The organism is Pseudomonas sp. LjRoot277 (genome assembly GCF_964253845.1).
GTDB lineage: Bacteria > Pseudomonadota > Gammaproteobacteria > Pseudomonadales > Pseudomonadaceae > Aquipseudomonas.
The window spans coordinates 4,509,100-4,527,569 of the sequence record NZ_CAXURI020000001.1; the positions used below are offsets into that span (position 1 = coordinate 4,509,100).

Consider the following 18,470-nt stretch of genomic DNA (forward strand, 5'->3'; position numbering starts at 1 on the left):
TTGGCACAGAGAATGCTGTGTGGCCCTGGACATCGCCTTTCCGGCCTTGCCCGCCAGCGTCACCATCAAGACTGGCGAGCGCAACATGATGAGCTATCTTCTCAAACCAGTGCTTGAGCGTATTGACAGCTCCTTCAAGGAACAATGAAATGGTCCGTCATTGCCTGTACTTCTGCCTGCTGTCGCTGTCCCTCCCGACCAGCGCCATGGACCTCAAACAAGCCTGGGATCTGTTGCAGTACCAAGGCCCCGTCTATCGCGCCGCCGTGCATGAAAAAGAGGCCGGCGCGCAAAACCGCGACATCGGCATGGCCGGCCTGCTACCGCAGATCAATGCCTCGGCCTACGACAACAAGGTCAATGGCACCCAACGCCAGAGCGGCGTCGAAAGAGATCTCGACTACACCTCCAAGGGCGCTAACGTGCGCCTGCGCCAACCGCTGTTCAACAAACAGAAGATGGCCGAGTACCGCCAGGGCAAGCAGCGTGCCGACTACAGTGTCGCGGTGTTCGATGCCAAGAGTCAGGACACCGCAGTGCGCCTGGCTGAAAGCTATTTCGACGTGCTCCTGGCCAGCGAAACCATCACCCTTGCCACGTCCAAACTGAAAGCCTTCGACGAGCAACTCGCCTCGGCGAAACGGCGCATGGAGTTGGGGGCCGGCACCATTACCGACATCGACGAGTCGGCCGCTCGTCGCGACCTCGCCGCGGTTGAGCTGATCGAAGCGCAGGACAACCTGGTCAACGCGCGCCGCAAGCTTGAGGAATTTATCGGTGAAACCCCCGAATCGCTGACCACCTTGCGTCCGAGCTTCGATACACCACCGTTGCTACCGAGCAACCTGCAAGACTGGTTAGTCAAAGCCCAGACCGACAGCCCGCTGATCCATGCGCGCCGTCATAGCAGCGACCTCGCCGAAGAAGAAGTGAAGCGCGCCAAGGCCGGCCACTGGCCAACACTGGATTTCGTGGCCGGCTACACCGCGGGCGATAGCCAATCAATCTCCGAGTTGAATCAACGCAACCGCTACGGCTCAATCGGTCTGGAAGTAAACTTCCCGTTGTACAGCGGCGGCGGCACCAGCGCGTTGACACGCCAGGCGAGTGCCAATAGCTATAAGGCCCTGGACGAACTCGACGCCACGCGCCAGGAAGTCATCACCGGTACCACCCGTGAGTATCGCGGCGTACAGAGCGGCGCCCAACGTATTCACGCGCTGGAGAAGGCAGTGGAGTCCAATGAACGCTCACTGGCTTCGTCACGCAAGGGCTTCAAAGAAGGAGGCACCAGCACCAACTCGGACGTCCTCAATGCCGAAGAGCTGCTGTTCGTTGCGCGCCACGATCTGTTCGAGGCCAAGCTTCACTACTTGATGTCGCGCCTGCGCCTGGCCTCTTCGGTGGGCAGTCTGGGTGACGACGATATCGACCACATCAACGACTACCTCGGCCCGGAACTGTTGGTCACCCACTGACGTTCACCTGCGCGGCACTTCTACAACGTGGTCGGCAAAACCCAGGCACGCAACAGCGTCCTCTTTTCGGGACCGTGTAAGCGTCAACGGGGGCAAGCCCCTCACCACCATTATCGGCTCAAGGCATCAGGTCCAGCGCTAACGTCTCGTCTTTCGCTCGCTCGTCGTACCAATGCTTCAAAGATTCAGGCAAGTGGCCTTTCCAGCCCGGCACATTGGTGTAGTAACGGGCTCTCAAATGGCTTTGCTGATCGGCAACCACCAGTAGCAACCAAAATCGGCTATCCGGTGCGCTCGCGAAGATCGCAGCGTTGATCGAGCCTAAACCGCGTATCCACATTTCCGTGACTTGCGCCTCCGGCAAGTCGCCCGACATGTCGCCTGTCACCCTCGAACTGCTACTCGCCAGCAATCGCTGATAGTCGTCCTTGAGTAATTGCCGCAGTGCGTCATCCTCCTGCCGTGTGCGCACCAACCCCACGCTGAGTAAATCGTTGTCCAGTGCCAAAGACTGCTCCGACGCCACATAACGTCCGGCGTAATACACACCCATGCCGGCGCCACAATCGGCAGCGTCGCCGCTCTGTGTAACGTCGAGTACGCCGTTGATGGCTTTGAAATCCAGGGTGCAGGCTCCCTCGGCGTAATGCGCCTGAGTGCCGTCGAGTGTCGCGATACCGTTCAGCTCGCCCATGTTGGCGCCGTTCGTGGCCGAAACGTCGAACGTAATGTGAGTTGAATCCTTGCGTGTGGTTTTCAACTCGGCCCCCGTCGCAACGCCCCACGGAATCAGTTGCCAGGAGGCATCCCAGGTAAACGGCTTGGCAGCGTGGCCGAGTTCAACGAGGCGCATCTGGTACTGCTGGCGCAGACAGCTGAGGTTGTCTGCACATTGATTGCGTTGTTTCAGCCACTGGCGTTGATCCGCTTTCAGCGACTTGGGGTCGACGACCTTGGGCAGCGTCGAACTCCAGAGTGCGCCCAGTTTGCGGTCAAGGTCCGACGTGTAGGGGTCGGCGCAAATGGCCTTCTCACTGGGACTGACGGCGCTGTCGCAGTTGAAGCTGCTGGCGTGGGCAGCAGCGGACAAGAGGACAGGCATCAACAGGAAAGCGTAAGGGGTATTGAAACGAGAGGACCTTGAGGGCATCGGCAGATTCCATTCTTTTGGCGGCGCCAGTATGCCCAAGTCCATGAGCGCGGGCATTTTTATAACGGTGGCTCGGTGGGACCCGAGGTGAACACGTCAAAACGGGGGCGGGCCCCCGCTACATGTTCGGGGTAGTTTCAGATATGGATTTCGCTGGTGGGGATAACGTCGATCCGTGCCACAGGCCCCGTCAAGTGCGCCAGGTCTGCGTTGTGCTCGGTGATGATGTCTTCGGCGGCGAGGTTGCCGTTGTCGACGGTGGAATGCGCATCGGCGGCGAGCACTACGTCATAGCCCAGGTTCAGGGCCTGGCGGACAGTGGTGTTGACGCAATAGTCGGTTTGCAGCCCGCAGATGATCAGGCGGTCGGTGCCCAAATCCTGCAATTGGGCTTGCAAGTGGGTCCGGTAGAACGAGTCTCGATTGGTTTTTCGCACGCGAAGGTCTTGCGGCGAAGTCTTCAGGCTTTTGGCCAGTTGCCAGCCTTCGGAATCGTGTTGCAGCAGGTCGCCCTTTTCTTCGTGCTGGATGAGGATGACCGGGATGCCGGCAGCGCGAGCCTTGGCGCTCAGGTCGTTGATGTTCTCGATAACGCGTTTGATCTCAAAACATGCGTACTCGCCAGTGCACAGGGCTTGCTGGACATCGATGATCAGCAGTGCGGTAGCCATGGTCCCGTCCTTGAAAAGTCAGTGGATCAGGGGACGAAAATAGATCCGTCCCCTTTTAAAAACAACCCTCAATAACCGAGCGATAACCCAGTATTACGACGCGGATCGTTCGCCCCATAGAAACGGTTTTTGCCGACCGGTTTGCCTTCCAGCGACGGTGCGCCGACCAGAATCGCCGCCACATGGTTGGCGTCCTGTGGCCCGGCAAACTTGTGCCCCCAACTTTCGAGCATCTTCACCGTATCGGGACTGGTGGTAAAGGTCTCAAGGTTGGTCTCTTCCGGCAACCACTGCTGGTGGAAACGCGGTGCATCGACCGCTTCCTGGATGTTCATGCCGTAGTCGATCACGTTGAGTATGGTCAGTAAGGTCGCGGTGATGATGCGACTGCCGCCGGGGGTGCCGACCACCATCACCACTTTGCCGTCCTTGGTGACGATGGTCGGGCTCATGGACGACAGCGGTGCCTTGCCGGGAGCGATGGCGTTGGCCTCCCCTTGCACCAGACCGTACAAGTTCGGTACGCCGATTTTCGAGGTGAAGTCATCCATTTCGTCGTTGAGGATGACCCCGGTTTTGCTGGCCATGACGCCGGCGCCGAACCAGTCGTTCAAGGTGTAGGTCACCGACACCGCGTTGCCCCATTTGTCGACGATGGAGTAATGAGTAGTGTTGCTGCCTTCATGGGGCGCTACGCCGGGTTTGAGCTCGCGGGACACACCGGCCTTCTGCGGGTCGATGGCGGTGCGGATTTTGGTGGCGTAGTTTTTATCCAGCAGATGGGCAATCGGGTTCTTCACGAAATCCGGGTCGCCCAGGTAGCTGTTGCGGTCCACGTAAGCATGACGCATCGCTTCGATCTGGTAGTGCATGCTCTGGGCCGAGTGATAGCCCAGGTCTTTCATCGGATAGCCTTCGAGAATGTTCATGATCTCGCAAATCACCACGCCGCCAGAGCTTGGCGGTGGCGCTGAAACCACGTGGTAGCCGCGGTAATCGCATTCAATCGGGGCCAGTTCGCGGGTCTTGTATTTGTCGAGATCGGCCTGGGTGATGATGCCTTTGTTGGCCTGGCTGGCGGTGACGATGGCATCGGCCACCCAGCCTTTATAGAAGCCGTCGGCGCCGTTCTGGGAGATTTCCCGCAGGGTCTTGCCGAGGTCTTTTTGCACCAGTTTCTGACCGACCTGCATCGGCTCGCCGTTGCTCAGGAAGATCGCACCGGAATCCTTGATGTCCTTCTTGAACACGTCAGTGGCGATTTCCAGCAACTCGACATCGCCCTGCTCCAGCACAAAGCCGTCTTCGGCGAGCTTGATGGCCGGGGCGATCACTTCCTTGCGCGGTTTGGTGCCGTATTTCTTCAGCGCCAGTTCCATGCCGGACACGGTGCCCGGCACGCCAACGGCCAGATGGCCACGGGTGCTCAGGTCAGGGACGACATTGCCCTCCTTGTCGAGGTACATGTTGGCGGTGGCGGCCAGCGGAGCTTTTTCGCGGAAGTCGAGGAAGGTTTTGCGCCCGTCGGCCAATTGAATGGTCATGAAACCGCCGCCACCCAGGTTGCCCGCCGCGGGATAAACCACCGCCAGCGCATAACCGACCGCTACCGCGGCATCGACGGCGTTGCCGCCATTCTTGAGCACATCGACGCCCACGTGACTGGCCAGATGCTGGGCGGTGACGACCATGCCGTTTTCGGCTGCAACCGGCGCCACGGAGGCCGCGTAAGCACTGAGGCAGCTGAGCGCCAATGAGGTCGCAATCAGCGATTTGGCAAAAGGTTCGAACTTCATGAGTCGGTCTCTTTTTGTTTTTAGGCTCTGTAAAAAAACAGAGGGAAGGCCTCAAGAGCAGAGGCAAGTATGGCTGGGATTGCGTATTGTGCCTCCCCGTCGAGGCAGTATGCTTGGCCTCTGCTCAGCACTTTTACGGAGTCCACCGGCATGAGTTACACCTTCATCACCCTCGCCACGCCGGTGGGCGAGTTGAAGCTGGTCGCGAACGGCTCACGACTGGCAGCCATCCTCTGGGAAAACGACAAACCCGAGCGGGTGCGGCTTGGGCCGATGCGTGAGGCGCCGGATAATCCGATCCTGATGCGCACCGCTCAGCAGCTGCGGGAATACTTTGCGGGCTCGCGCAATCGTTTCGACCTGGAACTGGATTTTGCCGGGACGGAATTTCAGAAGAAGGTCTGGGCAGCGCTGCTGACCATTCCGTTTGGCGAGACCCGCAGTTATAGCGAGATAGCCCGGCAGATCGGCAATCCCGGTGCAGTGAGGGCGGTGGGCGCGGCGAATGGCAAGAACCCGATATCGATTGTTGCGCCATGTCATCGGGTGATTGGCGCTTCGGGGAAGTTGACGGGGTTTGCCGGTGGACTTGAGGCGAAGGAGCAGCTGCTGACGCTGGAAGGTTGCGAATGGTCAGGGGTTAACAGGACGGGCGATTTGTTCTGATCAGGCGTAACGCGACCTGTAGCAGCTGTCGAGCCTGCGAGGCTGCGTCCGACTGCGCAGCAGTCGCAAATTCAGGCGCCACGGTTTATCCGGAACAGCGCAGTGAATGGTTTTACGACTGCTGCGCAGCCGGACGCAGCCTCGCAAGCTCGACAGCTGCTACATTGATTAGCCCGCGACGAAGATGTTTTTCATCGCTGCATACTGCAGCAACATGATGGTCTTCGCATCGCAGATCTCCCCGCGATAAAACGCCTCAAGCGCGTCATCGAACGGCCACTCCAGCACTTCCAGTTCCTCGGTCTCCTCCTCCAGTCCGCCGCCCTCGCTGACCTTCGAAGCGGCATCGTACTCAGCGATGAAGAAGTGCAGCTTTTCGGTCACTGAGCCGGGGCTCATATAGGCTTCGAACACCTTGTGCACGTGGTGCACGCGATAACCGGTTTCTTCCTCCGCTTCTTCGCGGATGCGCTCTTCAGGCGCCGCACCTTCGAGCAGCCCCGCCGCGACTTCGATCAGCAACCCATCGTGGCCGTTGACGAACACCGGCAATCGGAATTGCCGGGTCAGCACGACGGTTTTCTTTTCACGGTTGAACAGCAGGATCGCCGCACCGTTGCCACGGTCATAGACCTCGCGGGTCTGGCGTTGCCATTCTCCGTTGTTGCGCTGGTAATCGAAGGTGATTTTCTTGAGCAAGTACCAGTCGTGGGACAACACCTGAGACTCGATGAGGTTGACCCGTTCGGCTGTGTTCGACATGACAACGCATCCCTTTTTTCATCAGAAGGTGCACATGTTAGGCGAAAACGAAAGCCTGGCGCTAAGACAGTTGAGCCTTGTATTCCTTCTCATACTGACCCGCCAGCGTCTCTTTCTGTTTGTCGTCGAGTAGCTTGCCGGCCATCTGGAAGAACTTCTGCTCTTCCTCTTCCAGATGGTGATTAACCTTCTCGGCGAGCTTCTTCGCGACCGCCAGCCAGGCCGGGCTGGACATCTCGGTCTCGTCCAGTTCCTCCATCATTTCGTCCATCTCGTGATGTTCTGAAATGGCATGGCGGCTGAGGTCGACGCCATTATCAAACTCCATTAGCGGGATGTAGAAGTGGCGCTCTTCAGCGGTTTCGTGGGCCTGAAGTTCGGACTTGAGTTGCTTGTAAGCCTCGACCCGCTCGGGGGTGTCGCCGCTGGTCTGGATCAGTGCATCGGCGTAGGTGCGTTGGCGGTCGTGGCTTTCGCGCAAGGCTTCGAAAATATTCACGGATAGTCCTCATAGGCCGCGTTCTGGAATGACGCTGTTTAGGCTAGACATCTGCGCGCGAACGACGGTTCCACCTGAGAGCTGGAACAACGACCCGTTGCCGCGATAGGCTTGGAAATGTTTTCCACCCCGGCCATAAGGAAATAGCTGATGACCCTGCGAATAGAACGGTCGCAAAACCCCACGGATGAAGAGCGCCAGGCGATCCTGCTGCCGTTGCGCGCCTATAACGCCGCAAAAGCCGGCGTCTCGACTCAGGAGCCCATTGCCTTGCTGGTACGTGACGAAAGCGGCGAGATTCTCGGTGGGCTTCACGGTCGAGTGTTTTACCAATGGATGTACATCGACCTGCTGTCGGTACCGGAGCAAGCCCGGGGACAGGGCATGGGTACGAAGCTGATGCAGATGGCTGAAGACCTGGCACGGGAAAAGGAATGCATCGGAATCTGGCTCGACACCTTCGACTTCCAGGCGCCGGAGTTCTACAGGAAGCTCGGCTACAGCGAGTTAGGCCAGATTGCTGACTACCCGCCGGGCCACAAGCGCTTCTTTTTCCAGAAGCGCCTGATCAATAGCTGAACGACTTACAAACAGGTCGCCAACGCCGCCAGTCGGCGCTTGGCGACAAAGTCGTCATGCTGCGCGTAATAATTCAGCACGGTGGCGGAAGCGTCAGTCTTCACGTCCACAAAGGACTCCGCCGAGCGCGTGTAAACGGTGGTGCCGCCCTTCTCGCCAGGCTGCAAATACGCGCCAGCATCGACACCGAACACAGCCTCATCCTGCCAGGAAAACTGCACACACTGGGCGACGACTTTTTCCGGTTTGTCCGACGTCAGGGTTTTGTACGGGGTTCCCGTGCGGGCGTCGTTCATCGCCGAGCCCGCGCATCCCGCCAGCAACGTTACGGCCAGCGCCACCATCAGAATTCGCATTGCGTTCGCTCATCAAGAAAAAGCGGACTGTATCACCGCGGCACGGCGTATCGTTCTGCTTTACTTCATTTATACCGCGACACCGAGTGACGATTCGCGCACCCTGTCGCGCCATTAACACCGCATCGCCCGTTTTTCCGGGCTCATTTTTTGGAAAGGCCATGACACCCAACGCCGAATATTACAAACCGACCGCTGAATATGCCGACAAGCTGATCAGCCAGATCGGTCAGACGCCGTCCTGGATTGCCAAGCGAATTGGCGTCACCGACAAGCGGATTCGTTACATCCTCGACGGCGAAAGAACCGTCAAAGGTGAAACCACGCCGATTCAAATGACGTATCCCGAGCAGTTTGCCCTCGAATGCCTGGCAGCAGCGGCCAAGGCCAGCAAGAAGCAGTCTTCGTAACCCAGCCTCAAGGAGCGACCATGGCGGCAACCGAACAGCAACACGAGCAAGCGCTGAAGAAGTTTCTCGATGAGCGCCCTGAACTGCGCCACGAACTCGACAACCTCAACCCGCTGTTGGCTCAGGCCAAGGGCGAGACCGCGGCGCAGTACCGCGAGGAGCGCTTGCATGAAGCCTTCGAAGCCGAGGCCGAGCGCCTGGGATTGTTTGCCTGGGAGCTGACGCTGCAACTGACCGCCGCGACGCCCGAGGACTATCAGGCACAGCGCCTGGAAGTGCACAAGGAAGTGGCCGAGATGGCCGGCATGGACTGGCTGGAGTATTGCGAGTTATATGGATTGAGTAAGTGACCATGCCGGTCGCTGCCTGAGGACGACCTTCGCTGATGTTGCCATCCCTCTCCACTGACCGCGCGAGCCCAGGCCATCTGCATACCCGCAAATGGCGCGGACGCATCGGCATGTCGCTGGTGGCCAGCCTCTCGGTGCTCGCGGGCATGACCGACGCCATTGGCTTCATGGCCAGCGGCGATTTCGTCTCGTTCATGAGCGGCAACACCACCCGCCTCGCCGTCGCCATCAGCGACGGCGACCTGGGCCTGACCTTGCGCCTGGTGATCCTCGTCGGCACCTTCATCGTCGGCAACGCCTTGGGGATTGTCGTCAGTCGCCTCGGCGGCCGTCGGGCGCTGCCCTTGCTGCTGTGCATCGCCACGCTGCTCTGCGGCGCCGCTGCCTGGCCCTACGACGCGCAATTGCCAGCGCTGCTGGCGGCGATCATCGCCATGGGCATGCTCAATGCCGCCGTTGAAGAAGTGAACGGCCTGCCGGTCGGCCTGACCTACGTCACCGGCGCCCTGTCGCGCTTCGGCCGTGGCCTGGGACGCTGGATGCTCGGCGAACGGCGCAACGGTTGGCGCGTGCAACTGATCCCCTGGACCGGAATGTTTGCCGGCGCGGTACTCGGCGCAGTGCTGGAACATCATTTTGGGCTCAGGGCGTTGTTTGTCAGCGGTCTGCTGGCCGGCGCGGTCGGGCTGCTGTCGCTAAAAATCCCACGGCGCTGGCAGTTGGGTTATATGCCGCGCTGAATTGGGTGGTGTCTGTCAGGCCGCCTTCGCGAGCAAGCCCGCTCCCACATTGAATCGCATTCCATTTGGTAGAACTCGGTCAAATGTGGGAGCGGCGGTGCGACGATTCGACTTGCTCGCGAAGGCGGCGACTCGGTCTTGAGGAAAACGCCCTTCGCCGCCCCGGCGATAAAGCTTTATCATGGCCGCAGTTTTACTGATCGAGTCCGTCATGAAGTTCGCCATCGCGCTGTTTTCCGCCGCCCATGCGCCCTCCTCGCGCCGCGCCTTGCTGTTCGCCCAGGCCGCGCTGGCCGGCGGGCATGAGATTGTCCGGCTGTTTTTCTATCAGGACGGCGTCTACAACGCCTCCGCAAGCGTGGTCACGCCGCAGGATGAACAGGACTTGCCCAAGCAATGGCGCAACTTCGTCACCGAACATCAACTGGACGGCGTCGTGTGCATCGCGGCCGCCCTGCGTCGTGGCGTGTTGAACGAAGAAGAAGCCGGGCGCTATCAGCGTGAAGCCGTTGCGGTGGGCGCGCCGTGGGAATTGTCTGGTCTGGGCCAGTTGCATGACGCGGTGCAGGATGCTGACCGCCTGATCTGTTTCGGAGGCGCGTGAGATGGCTAAATCCTTGCTGATTATCAGCCGTCAGGCGCCCTGGTCCGGGCCAAGTGCGCGGGAAGCGCTGGATATCGTGCTGGCCGGCGGCGCCTTTGATCTGCCGATCGGCCTGCTGTTTCTCGATGACGGGGTGTTCCAGCTCGCCGCGAAACAGGATGCCAAGGCCCTCCAGCAGAAAGACCTGAGCGCCAACCTGCAAGCCTTGCCGATGTTCGGTGTCGATGAGCTGTTTGTCTGTGGCGACAGCGCTGCAGAACGGGGGCTGGACCCGGCCGGTTTATCGCTGGAAGAAGCCCAGGTGCTGACCGCTCACGAAATCACCGCACTTATTGACCGTTACGACCAGGTGATCACCCTCTGATGTCGACTTTGCATGTGTTGTCTCATTCCCCGTTCGGCGACGATCGCCTGACCAGTTGCCTGCGCTTGATGGGCGCTGACGATGCGCTGCTGCTGACCGGCGACGCGGTTTATGCGTTGCAACCAGGCACTGCGCCGTTCAATGCGCTGAACGCCCGCAATCTGAAACTGTTGGTACTGGCCGAAGACGCCCAGGCTCGCGCGCTGGAGATTCCTGACACGGCCAAGGCCATCGATTACCCGGCCTTTGTCGAGCTGTCGATTCACTACGACAAGGTCAACAGTTGGCTATGAACTCCCTGACGGTCGGCGCACGCGCCATCGAGTTGGACAAGGACGGTTTCCTGGTAGAACTGAGCGACTGGTCCTTTGAGGTGGCCAGCGCCCTGGCCGCCGCCGAAGACATCGAGTTGAGCCCCGAACACTGGGAAATCCTCGAACTGCTGCGCAGTTTCTATGCCGAATTCCAGTTGTCGCCGGCCACTCGTCCGCTGATCAAGTACACCGCGCTGAAGCTGGGCCCGGACAAGGGCAACAGCCTGCACCTGAACCGACTGTTCAAAGGCACCCCTGCCAAACTCGCCGCGAAACTGGCGGGCCTGCCCAAACCGACGAATTGCTTATGACCGACTACCCAGCGCTGACCCTCGAAACACCCGCCGAACACCCGTTCGCCCAGTTCGTGCGCATCCTCGGCAAAGGCAAGCGCGGCGCCCGCGACTTGACCCGCGAGGAAGCCCGCGAAGCGATGGGCATGGTGCTCGACCACAAGGTCGAAGACACCCAGCTCGGCGCATTCCTGATGCTGTTGCGGCACAAGGAAGAAAGCGCTGAGGAGATGGCAGGTTTTACCGAAGCGTTGCGCGAACGTTTGCAGACACCGGCATTAAATGTCGATCTGGACTGGCCAACCTACGCCGGCAAGAAGCGTCATCTGCCGTGGTATCTGCTGGCGGCCAAGTGCCTGGCGCAAAATGGCGTGCGCGTCTTCATGCATGGCGGCGGCGCGCACACGGCGGGTCGGCTCTATAGCGAGCAATTGCTGGATGAGTTGAAGATTCCGTTGTGTCGCGACTGGCAGCAGGTCGGCGAGGCACTCGATAACGGTGGCCTGGCCTTCATGCCGCTGGTCGATTGGGCGCCCCAACTTCAGCGCATGATCGACCTGCGCAATACATTGGGCCTGCGTTCGCCAATCCATTCCCTGACGCGGATTCTCAATCCGTTGGGCGCTCGCTGTGGCCTGCAAAGCATTTTCCATCCCGGTTACCAGGCGGTGCATCGCGATGCCAGCGGTTTGCTCGGCGATACCGCGATCGTGGTGAAAGGCGACGGCGGCGAGATCGAGATCAACCCGGATGCCGACAGTCACTTGTACGGCACCACTGGCGGCGAAAGCTGGGACGAGGAATGGCCGCAGCTGTCGGCTCAACGGCACGTCAAACCGGCCACGCTCGATCCCGAGCATTTAAAAGCCGTGTGGCGTGGCGATGTGGTCGACAGCTATCCGCAAATGGCGTTGATTTCGACCATGGCCCTGGCCTTGCGCGGCCTCGGCCAAACCCGTGAACACGCCTTCGAAACCGCCCAGCAGTACTGGGACGCTCGGAACAAATCGATTTAACCGATCATAAGCGCCCAACCTTTGCGCTTTTTTATCGAACCTATGCGAATAGACTCCTCTCCAACGCTTATTGGTTGAGGAGTCTTGAACATGGGTTTGTTAGTTGAAGGTCGCTGGCATGACCAGTGGTACGAAAGCGGCAAGGACGGTACGTTCCAGCGTGAACAAGCGCAGCGTCGTAACTGGCTGACCGCCGACGGCAAGCCTGGCCCGACCGGTGTCGGTGGCTTTGCAGCCGAGGCCGATCGTTATCACCTCTACGTGTCCCTCGCCTGTCCATGGGCTCACCGCACGCTGATCCTGCGCAAACTCAAAGGCCTCGACAGCCTCATCGACGTCTCAGTGGTCAGTTGGCTGATGCTGGAAAACGGCTGGACCTTCGATCAGAACCTCGGATCGACCGGGGACAAGCTCGATCACTTCAATTTCATGCACCAGCGCTACACCGCCGATACCGCCGACTACACCGGCCGCGTCACCGTGCCGGTGCTCTGGGACAAACAGCAAAATCGCATCGTCAACAATGAATCGGCGGAGATCATCCGCATGTTCAATAGCGCCTACGATGATTTGACGGGCAATGACCTGGACTTCTACCCGGCGCCGCTGCGGGGCGAGATCGACGCGCTGAACGAACGGATTTATCCGGCGGTGAACAATGGCGTGTATCGCGCAGGATTTGCCACGTCGCAGAAAGCTTATGAAGAAGCGTTCGACGGGTTGTTCGAGGAGCTTGATTGGCTGGAACAGCTGTTGGGCGCCAATCGTTACCTGACCGGCGAATACCTGACTGAAGCTGATATTCGGCTGTTCACCACGTTGATTCGCTTTGACGCCGTGTATCACGGCCACTTCAAGTGCAACCTGCGGCGGATTGCCGATTATCCGAACCTGTCGAATTGGCTGCGGGAGATTTATCAGTGGCCGGGGATTGCCGAGACGGTGGATTTTGAGCACATCAAGAATCACTACTATGGCAGCCACAAGACCATCAATCCGACCGGGATTGTGCCGAAAGGGCCGGCGCAGGAATTCACAGCGCCGCATGATCGCGAGCGGTTGAGCGGGAAAGGGGTTTGGCGCAAGAACCAGGTTTGATCCTAAGCATTTGGTGGTTTTGAAGGCCCCTTCGCGAGCAAGCCCGCTCCCACAGGGGATTTGTGAACGACACAAATCAAATGTGGGAGCGGGCTTGCTCGCGAAGGAGGCGACTCGGTCTCTAGACCTGCGCCTGAGCGCCCTCGAACCACGCCAGTTTCTCGCGCAATTGCACCACTTCCCCAACGATCACCAGCGTCGGCGCATGCACTTCATGCTCCGCCACCAGACTTGGCAAATCCGCCAAGGTGCCGGTAAACACCCGCTGATTGACGGTGGTGCCCTGCTGGATCAACGCCGCGGGCGTATCTGCTGCGCGACCATGTTTGATCAACTGCTCGCAGATGATCGGCAAGCCCACCAGCCCCATGTAAAACACCAGGGTTTGCGCCGGCGCGACCAGGTCGGCCCACGGCAAATCGGTGGAACCGTCCTTGAGGTGCCCAGTGACAAAACGCACTGACTGCGCGTAGTCGCGGTGCGTCAGCGGAATCCCGGCATACGCCGCGCAACCGCTGGCCGCGGTGATACCCGGTACCACCTGGAACGGGATGCCATGGGCCGCCAGTTCTTCGATCTCTTCACCGCCGCGACCGAAGATGAACGGATCACCGCCCTTCAACCGCACGACCCGCTTGCCTTGCTTGGCCAAATCCACCAATTGCTGGTTGATCTGATCCTGCGGCACGGCGTGATCGGCGCGACGCTTGCCGACGTAAATCCGCTCGGCATCGCGACGGCACAAATCCAGAATTGCGGGCGCCACCAAGCGGTCATACAGCACCACATCGGCTTGCTGCATCAGACGCAAGGCACGGAACGTCAACAGGTCGGGATCACCCGGGCCGGCGCCCACCAAATAGACTTCGCCCGTTGCATTCGGTGCTTCACCGGCAATTTTCGCCAGCATCAAACGCTCGGCTTCGGCGCCCTGCCCGGCCAGTTGCCGGTCGGCAATCGGCCCCTGGAACACATCTTCCCAGAACGCCCGACGCTGCTGCACATCCGGAAACAGGCGTTTGACCTGACTGCGGAACCGCGCTGCCAGGCCGGCCAGTTGACCGTAGGTGGAAGGAATCCAGGTTTCCAGTTTGGCCCGAATCAACCGCGCCAGCACCGGCGCATCGCCGCCGCTGGAGACCGCAATAATCAAAGGAGAACGGTCGACGATCGCCGGGAAAATCACGCTGCACAGGGCTGGCGCGTCCACCACATTGACCGGCACACAACGCCGATGGGCATCAGCGGAGACTTGTGCGTTCAGCGGTTCGTCGTCGGTGGCGGCGATGATCAGCCCGCAACCGTCCAGGTCCGATTCAACGTAACCTCGGACTAAACACTCTCCACCACTGCCGGCAACCAGTTCGCGCAGTTGCGGTTCGATTTCAGGTGCGACCACCCGCAGCAGCGCACCGGCTTCGGCCAGCAGGCGGGATTTGCGCAAGGCAATCTCCCCCCCGCCGACGACCAAGACACGACTGCCGCGAAGGTTATGGAACAGCGGCAGATAGTCCATTTAGCCGATGACCTCAAGGCCACCCATGTACGGTTTCAGCACGTCCGGCACACGGATCGAACCGTCGGCTTGCTGGTAGTTTTCCAGCACCGCCACCAGGGTACGACCGACCGCCAGGCCGGAACCGTTCAGGGTGTGCACCAGTTCAGGCTTGCCGGTTTCCGGGTTGCGGAAACGCGCTTGCATGCGACGGGCCTGGAAATCGCCGCAGTTGGAGCACGACGAAATCTCGCGGTATTTGTCCTGGCTCGGGATCCACACTTCCAGGTCGTAGGTCTTGACCGCGCTGAAGCCCATGTCGCCAGTGCACAGCGCAATAGTGCGATAAGGCAGCTCGAGCAATTGCAGGACTTTTTCGGCGTTGGCCGTCAGGCCTTCCAGCGCTTCCATCGAGGTCGACGGCTCAACGATCTGGACCATTTCAACCTTGTCGAACTGGTGCTGACGGATCATCCCGCGCGTATCGCGACCCGACGCACCGGCTTCACTGCGGAAGCACGGAGTGTGGGCGACGAACTTGATCGGCAGCAGTTTCGAATCGACGATTTCGCCAGCGACGATGTTGGTCAGCGACACTTCAGCGGTCGGGATCAAGTACAGATCGGCTTCGCCTTCGCGAGTGATCTTGAACAGGTCTTCTTCGAACTTCGGCAGCTGACCCGTGCCTTGCAGCGCCGGCGCTTGAACCAGATAAGGCGTGTAAGCCTCTTCGTAACCGTGTTCGCTGGTGTGCAGGTTGATCATGAACTGCGCCAGGGCGCGGTGCATACGAGCGATCGGGCCGCGCAACAGAGCGAAACGGGCACCGGACAGCTTGGCGGCGGTTTCGAAGTCCAGCCAGCCGAATTTCTCGCCCAGGGCCACGTGATCCTGAACCGGGAAATCGAACGCGGTCGGGGTGCCCCAGCGGCGCACTTCAACGTTGCCGTCTTCGTCATCACCGATTGGCACGGACTCGTGCGGCAGGTTCGGGATGCCGAGCAGGATTGAATCCAGATCGGTCTGGATCCCGTCCAGCTCGACTTTACCGGCGCTCAATTCGTTCGCCATGCGCTCGACGTCAGCCATCAGCGGCGCGATGTCTTCGCCGCGCTGCTTGGCCTGGCCGATGGATTTGGAGCGCGCATTACGGTCAGCCTGCAGTGCTTCGGTGCGGGTCTGGACGGTCTTGCGCTGTTCTTCCAGCGCTTCGATGCGCGCGACATCCAGCGTGTAGCCACGGGATGCCAGGCGGTCCGCTACGTCCTGAAGGTTGCTACGTAACAGTTTGGAATCGAGCATGTCGGTCTCTCGTTATCAAAGTTTGGTCAAGGACAGGCCAGCCCAGGTCGCGAGCAGCCCGCCGAATACGCTGATGGCAGCATAGACAAAAGCCAGCGGCATTTGCCCGGTTTCCAGCAGGCGCACCGTATCCAGTGAAAAGGATGAAAAAGTCGTCAGCCCCCCGAGGAAGCCGACCATCAACCCGGCGCGCACCTCAATCGGCACCTCCGGGCGTACTAAAAACAGACCGTATAGAACGCCGATCAGCAAACAGCCGACGATATTAACGGCCAGCGTCGCGGTATAGAAGTGCCGCGGCCAATTAGCGTTGATCCAGTTCCCCGTGGCAAAGCGTAGAAGCGTTCCGGCGATACCGCCCACGGAAACGGCAACGATCAAAGGGATCACTATTTTCTCCGCTGCCGAGGGCTGAGGCGGTCAAGTTGCGCAAGGTGATTGAGCTTCTCGCCAATCTTCAGCTCCAGGCCACGCGGCACCGGCTGATAGAACGGTTGTGGCTCGAGTTCTTCCGGGAAATAGTCTTCGCCAGCGGCGTAAGCGTCCGGTTCATCGTGGGCGTAACGGTATTCGTCGCCATAACCCAGTTGCTTCATCAGCTTGGTCGGCGCGTTGCGCAGGTGCAGCGGCACTTCCAGCGAACCGTGTTCGGTGGCGCTGCGCATCGCGGCTTTGAAGCCCATGTACACCGCATTGCTTTTCGGCGCGCAGGCCAGATAGGTGATGGCCTGAGCCACCGCCAATTCGCCTTCCGGGCTGCCGAGGCGCTCCTGCACTTCCCACGCCGCCAGGCACAGGCTCAAGGCGCGCGGGTCGGCGTTGCCGATGTCTTCGCTGGCCATACGCACCACGCGCCGGGCCAGGTACAACGGATCGCAACCGCCGTCGATCATCCGTGCAAACCAATACAGCGCACCATCGGGGTTGGAGCCGCGCACGGATTTATGCAGCGCGGAAATCTGGTCGTAAAACGCTTCACCGCCCTTGTCGAAACGCCGGCGGGTATCACCGAGCAGGCTTTGCAGCAGGTCGACGCCGATCTCGCTGTTGTCTTCAGCCAGGTCCGAGGCGTTTTCCAGCAGGTTGAGCAGACGCCGGCCATCGCCATCGGCGGCCGACAGCAGCATCTGGAAACCTTCATCGCTAAGGGTCAGTTGCCGCGTCCCCAGCCCGCGTTCTTCGGTGAGTGCGCGATGCACCAACTTGCGCAGGGCCGCTTCGTCGAGGCTTTTGAGCACGTAGACGCGCGCCCGGGAGAGCAGCGCGTTGTTGAGTTCAAACGAAGGGTTTTCAGTGGTTGCGCCGATGAAAATCAGCGTGCCGTCTTCGACGTACGGCAGGAACGCATCCTGCTGGGACTTGTTGAAGCGATGCACTTCATCGACGAACAGGATGGTCCGTTTGCCGTACTGTCCGGCCTGCTGCTTGGCGATTTCCACCGCCTGACGGATTTCCTTCACGCCGGCCAGTACCGCCGAAACCGTTTCGAAGTGCGCATCCGAGACTTCCGCCAGCAGCCGCGCCAGTGTGGTTTTTCCCACACCCGGCGGGCCCCAGAAAATCATCGAGTGCAGGGCACCCTGCTCCAGGGCTTCGCGCAAAGGCTTGCCGCGAGCGAGCACGTGTTCCTGACCGACGTACTCGTCCAGATTGGCCGCACGCAAACGGGCGGCCAAGGGCTGAGCAATCGGGGCACTGCGAAACAGGTCCATCACGTATTGTTAAAACCTCACTTATTGCGCAGTACTCATGCGTGGCGAAAATCCTGTGGCGAGGGAGCTTGCTCCCGCTGGACTGCGCAGCAGTCCCATTTTTGGGGGCGCTTCGCGCCCCAGCGGGAGCAAGCTCCCTCGCCACAAAAGCTCACTCCTACAGGTATTGCGTTTTATTCCTGGATCACGTCCGCACCCTTGGGGATGTCGAACTTGAACTTGGACGCCGGGATCGGCTCGTTGGCTTTCACGCCGGTGAACAGGATGTTGGTACGCTGACCGACGCTGTCGATCATCTGCATGTCGTTGACCAGGCCATTGCGGAACGACAGGCGCAGGCTGTCGAACAGGGTGTCCTTGGTTTTCGGCTTCAAGGTGAAGTCGATCACGCCACCGGCTTCCTTGGCGCTGATGTCGAAGCTCTGGCTGATCTTGGACACGTCACCAGACAGCAGCAGCGCCGGGGTCTGGGTCAGGCGCTGATCGAGGTTCTTGATGGTGGCCTGCTCCAGGTCCGGGTCCCACAACGTTACCTTCTTGCCGTCGGAGACCATCGTTTGTTCCGCCGGGGCATTGGTGTGCCAGTAAAACAAGCCAGGACGCTGCAAGGACATTTCACCCGCGGTTTCCTGCAACTGGGTGCCGCTGCCGTCGAGGGTCAGCTGGGAGAAACGTGCGGTCAGGGTCTGGGATTTTTCCAGCAATTGGGTCAGACGCGCCACGTCCTTGTCATCGGCGTGGGCCGAGAGCGTGGTCAAAGCCAAAACCGGCAGCAACAGCATGCGGATAAGACGCATGGGAGTCCTCATAACATT

General features: G+C 59.9%; 24 protein-coding genes. 13 read left to right on the top strand and 11 right to left on the bottom strand.

The genetic code is table 11. From position 1 onward, the window contains the following. Nucleotides 1-19: 19 nt before the first annotated feature. Together ACSQ87_RS21220 and ACSQ87_RS21225 are read left to right on the top strand one after the other, a co-directional pair. Complete coding sequence (locus tag ACSQ87_RS21220) at nucleotides 20-148, top strand: hypothetical protein (RefSeq protein ID WP_263288554.1); 129 nt, start codon at nucleotides 20-22, stop codon at nucleotides 146-148. A 1-nt stretch (nucleotide 149) separates the two neighbouring features. Then, the gene (locus ACSQ87_RS21225) at nucleotides 150-1,478 is read left to right on the top strand and encodes a TolC family outer membrane protein (protein WP_436274327.1); all 1,329 of its coding nucleotides are present in this window, start codon (nucleotides 150-152) and stop codon (nucleotides 1,476-1,478) included. A 118-nt stretch (nucleotides 1,479-1,596) separates the two neighbouring features. Here the strand turns inward: ACSQ87_RS21225 and ACSQ87_RS21230 are convergent, their stop codons facing one another. The 3 genes from ACSQ87_RS21230 to ggt form a co-directional block, all read right to left on the bottom strand. Next, nucleotides 1,597-2,580 (bottom strand): lysozyme inhibitor LprI family protein, encoded by a 984-nt coding sequence (locus ACSQ87_RS21230; RefSeq protein WP_436274328.1) that lies wholly within the window; start codon nucleotides 2,578-2,580, stop codon nucleotides 1,597-1,599. Nucleotides 2,581-2,765: 185 nt separating this feature from the next. Next, nucleotides 2,766-3,299: a cysteine hydrolase family protein gene (locus ACSQ87_RS21235; RefSeq protein WP_223430559.1), complete on the bottom strand. Its 534-nt coding sequence runs from the start codon at nucleotides 3,297-3,299 to the stop codon at nucleotides 2,766-2,768. Nucleotides 3,300-3,367: 68 nt separating this feature from the next. After that, nucleotides 3,368-5,095 (bottom strand): gamma-glutamyltransferase, encoded by a 1,728-nt coding sequence (gene ggt, locus ACSQ87_RS21240; protein WP_223430560.1) that lies wholly within the window; start codon nucleotides 5,093-5,095, stop codon nucleotides 3,368-3,370. Between the two features lie 150 nt (nucleotides 5,096-5,245). On the opposite strand from ggt, the gene ACSQ87_RS21245 reads away from it, so the two are divergent. Next, nucleotides 5,246-5,761 (top strand): methylated-DNA--[protein]-cysteine S-methyltransferase, encoded by a 516-nt coding sequence (locus ACSQ87_RS21245; RefSeq protein WP_223430561.1) that lies wholly within the window; start codon nucleotides 5,246-5,248, stop codon nucleotides 5,759-5,761. A 168-nt stretch (nucleotides 5,762-5,929) separates the two neighbouring features. On the opposite strand, the gene ACSQ87_RS21250 is transcribed toward ACSQ87_RS21245, so the two are convergent. Beyond that, the gene (locus tag ACSQ87_RS21250) at nucleotides 5,930-6,523 is read right to left on the bottom strand and encodes an NUDIX domain-containing protein (RefSeq protein WP_436274329.1); all 594 of its coding nucleotides are present in this window, start codon (nucleotides 6,521-6,523) and stop codon (nucleotides 5,930-5,932) included. A 61-nt stretch (nucleotides 6,524-6,584) separates the two neighbouring features. Further along, the gene (locus ACSQ87_RS21255) at nucleotides 6,585-7,022 is read right to left on the bottom strand and encodes a hemerythrin domain-containing protein (RefSeq protein WP_134422604.1); all 438 of its coding nucleotides are present in this window, start codon (nucleotides 7,020-7,022) and stop codon (nucleotides 6,585-6,587) included. 150 nt (nucleotides 7,023-7,172) lie between these two features. Here ACSQ87_RS21255 and ACSQ87_RS21260 point away from each other — a divergent pair, with 150 nt between their 5' ends. Continuing rightward, nucleotides 7,173-7,601, top strand: a complete 429-nt coding sequence (locus ACSQ87_RS21260) for a GNAT family N-acetyltransferase (protein ID WP_436274330.1) — start codon at nucleotides 7,173-7,175, stop codon at nucleotides 7,599-7,601. Nucleotides 7,602-7,606: 5 nt separating this feature from the next. Here the strand turns inward: ACSQ87_RS21260 and ACSQ87_RS21265 are convergent, their stop codons facing one another. Then, nucleotides 7,607-7,957, bottom strand: coding sequence for a hypothetical protein (locus tag ACSQ87_RS21265; RefSeq protein ID WP_008154821.1), 351 nt, complete (start codon nucleotides 7,955-7,957; stop codon nucleotides 7,607-7,609). 161 nt (nucleotides 7,958-8,118) lie between these two features. Here ACSQ87_RS21265 and ACSQ87_RS21270 point away from each other — a divergent pair, with 161 nt between their 5' ends. The 9 genes from ACSQ87_RS21270 to ACSQ87_RS21310 all read left to right on the top strand — a co-directional run bounded on the left by ACSQ87_RS21270 (nucleotide 8,119) and on the right by ACSQ87_RS21310 (nucleotide 13,146). Next, nucleotides 8,119-8,367: a hypothetical protein gene (locus ACSQ87_RS21270; RefSeq protein ID WP_008154823.1), complete on the top strand. Its 249-nt coding sequence runs from the start codon at nucleotides 8,119-8,121 to the stop codon at nucleotides 8,365-8,367. A 20-nt stretch (nucleotides 8,368-8,387) separates the two neighbouring features. Further along, nucleotides 8,388-8,717 (top strand): DUF6388 family protein, encoded by a 330-nt coding sequence (locus tag ACSQ87_RS21275; RefSeq protein WP_436274331.1) that lies wholly within the window; start codon nucleotides 8,388-8,390, stop codon nucleotides 8,715-8,717. 35 nt (nucleotides 8,718-8,752) lie between these two features. After that, nucleotides 8,753-9,457 carry a YoaK family protein gene (locus tag ACSQ87_RS21280; protein WP_223430563.1) on the top strand — a complete coding sequence of 235 codons (705 nt, stop codon included), beginning with the start codon at nucleotides 8,753-8,755 and terminating at the stop codon, nucleotides 9,455-9,457. A 211-nt stretch (nucleotides 9,458-9,668) separates the two neighbouring features. Further along, a complete protein-coding gene (gene tusD, locus ACSQ87_RS21285) occupies nucleotides 9,669-10,061 on the top strand; it encodes a sulfurtransferase complex subunit TusD (RefSeq protein ID WP_223430577.1) in 393 nt (130 codons plus the stop codon). A 1-nt stretch (nucleotide 10,062) separates the two neighbouring features. Continuing rightward, nucleotides 10,063-10,425: a sulfurtransferase complex subunit TusC gene (tusC, locus tag ACSQ87_RS21290; protein WP_436274332.1), complete on the top strand. Its 363-nt coding sequence runs from the start codon at nucleotides 10,063-10,065 to the stop codon at nucleotides 10,423-10,425. Further along, nucleotides 10,425-10,718 carry a sulfurtransferase complex subunit TusB gene (gene tusB / locus ACSQ87_RS21295; protein ID WP_223430564.1) on the top strand — a complete coding sequence of 98 codons (294 nt, stop codon included), beginning with the start codon at nucleotides 10,425-10,427 and terminating at the stop codon, nucleotides 10,716-10,718. Before tusC ends, tusB begins: the two co-directional genes overlap by 1 nt. Next, the gene (locus ACSQ87_RS21300) at nucleotides 10,715-11,050 is read left to right on the top strand and encodes a TusE/DsrC/DsvC family sulfur relay protein (protein WP_033057029.1); all 336 of its coding nucleotides are present in this window, start codon (nucleotides 10,715-10,717) and stop codon (nucleotides 11,048-11,050) included. The genes tusB and ACSQ87_RS21300 overlap by 4 nt, the downstream gene beginning before the upstream one ends. After that, nucleotides 11,047-12,048, top strand: coding sequence for a glycosyl transferase family protein (locus ACSQ87_RS21305; protein WP_436274333.1), 1,002 nt, complete (start codon nucleotides 11,047-11,049; stop codon nucleotides 12,046-12,048). The genes ACSQ87_RS21300 and ACSQ87_RS21305 overlap by 4 nt, the downstream gene beginning before the upstream one ends. A gap of 90 nt (nucleotides 12,049-12,138) precedes the next feature. Beyond that, nucleotides 12,139-13,146, top strand: coding sequence for a glutathione S-transferase family protein (locus ACSQ87_RS21310; RefSeq protein WP_436274334.1), 1,008 nt, complete (start codon nucleotides 12,139-12,141; stop codon nucleotides 13,144-13,146). A 121-nt stretch (nucleotides 13,147-13,267) separates the two neighbouring features. Here the strand turns inward: ACSQ87_RS21310 and cysG are convergent, their stop codons facing one another. From cysG to lolA, 5 genes are all read right to left on the bottom strand, one after another. After that, nucleotides 13,268-14,662 carry a siroheme synthase CysG gene (gene cysG, locus ACSQ87_RS21315; protein WP_150656271.1) on the bottom strand — a complete coding sequence of 465 codons (1,395 nt, stop codon included), beginning with the start codon at nucleotides 14,660-14,662 and terminating at the stop codon, nucleotides 13,268-13,270. Then, nucleotides 14,663-15,943 (bottom strand): serine--tRNA ligase, encoded by a 1,281-nt coding sequence (gene serS / locus ACSQ87_RS21320; RefSeq protein ID WP_046049411.1) that lies wholly within the window; start codon nucleotides 15,941-15,943, stop codon nucleotides 14,663-14,665. Between the two features lie 15 nt (nucleotides 15,944-15,958). Continuing rightward, a complete protein-coding gene (gene crcB / locus ACSQ87_RS21325; protein WP_046049410.1) occupies nucleotides 15,959-16,333 on the bottom strand; it encodes a fluoride efflux transporter CrcB in 375 nt (124 codons plus the stop codon). Continuing rightward, the gene (locus ACSQ87_RS21330) at nucleotides 16,333-17,655 is read right to left on the bottom strand and encodes a replication-associated recombination protein A (protein WP_046049409.1); all 1,323 of its coding nucleotides are present in this window, start codon (nucleotides 17,653-17,655) and stop codon (nucleotides 16,333-16,335) included. Before ACSQ87_RS21330 ends, crcB begins: the two co-directional genes overlap by 1 nt. A gap of 173 nt (nucleotides 17,656-17,828) precedes the next feature. Further along, nucleotides 17,829-18,452 carry an outer membrane lipoprotein chaperone LolA gene (gene lolA, locus ACSQ87_RS21335; RefSeq protein ID WP_008154853.1) on the bottom strand — a complete coding sequence of 208 codons (624 nt, stop codon included), beginning with the start codon at nucleotides 18,450-18,452 and terminating at the stop codon, nucleotides 17,829-17,831. Between the last annotated feature and the right edge of the window lie 18 nt (nucleotides 18,453-18,470).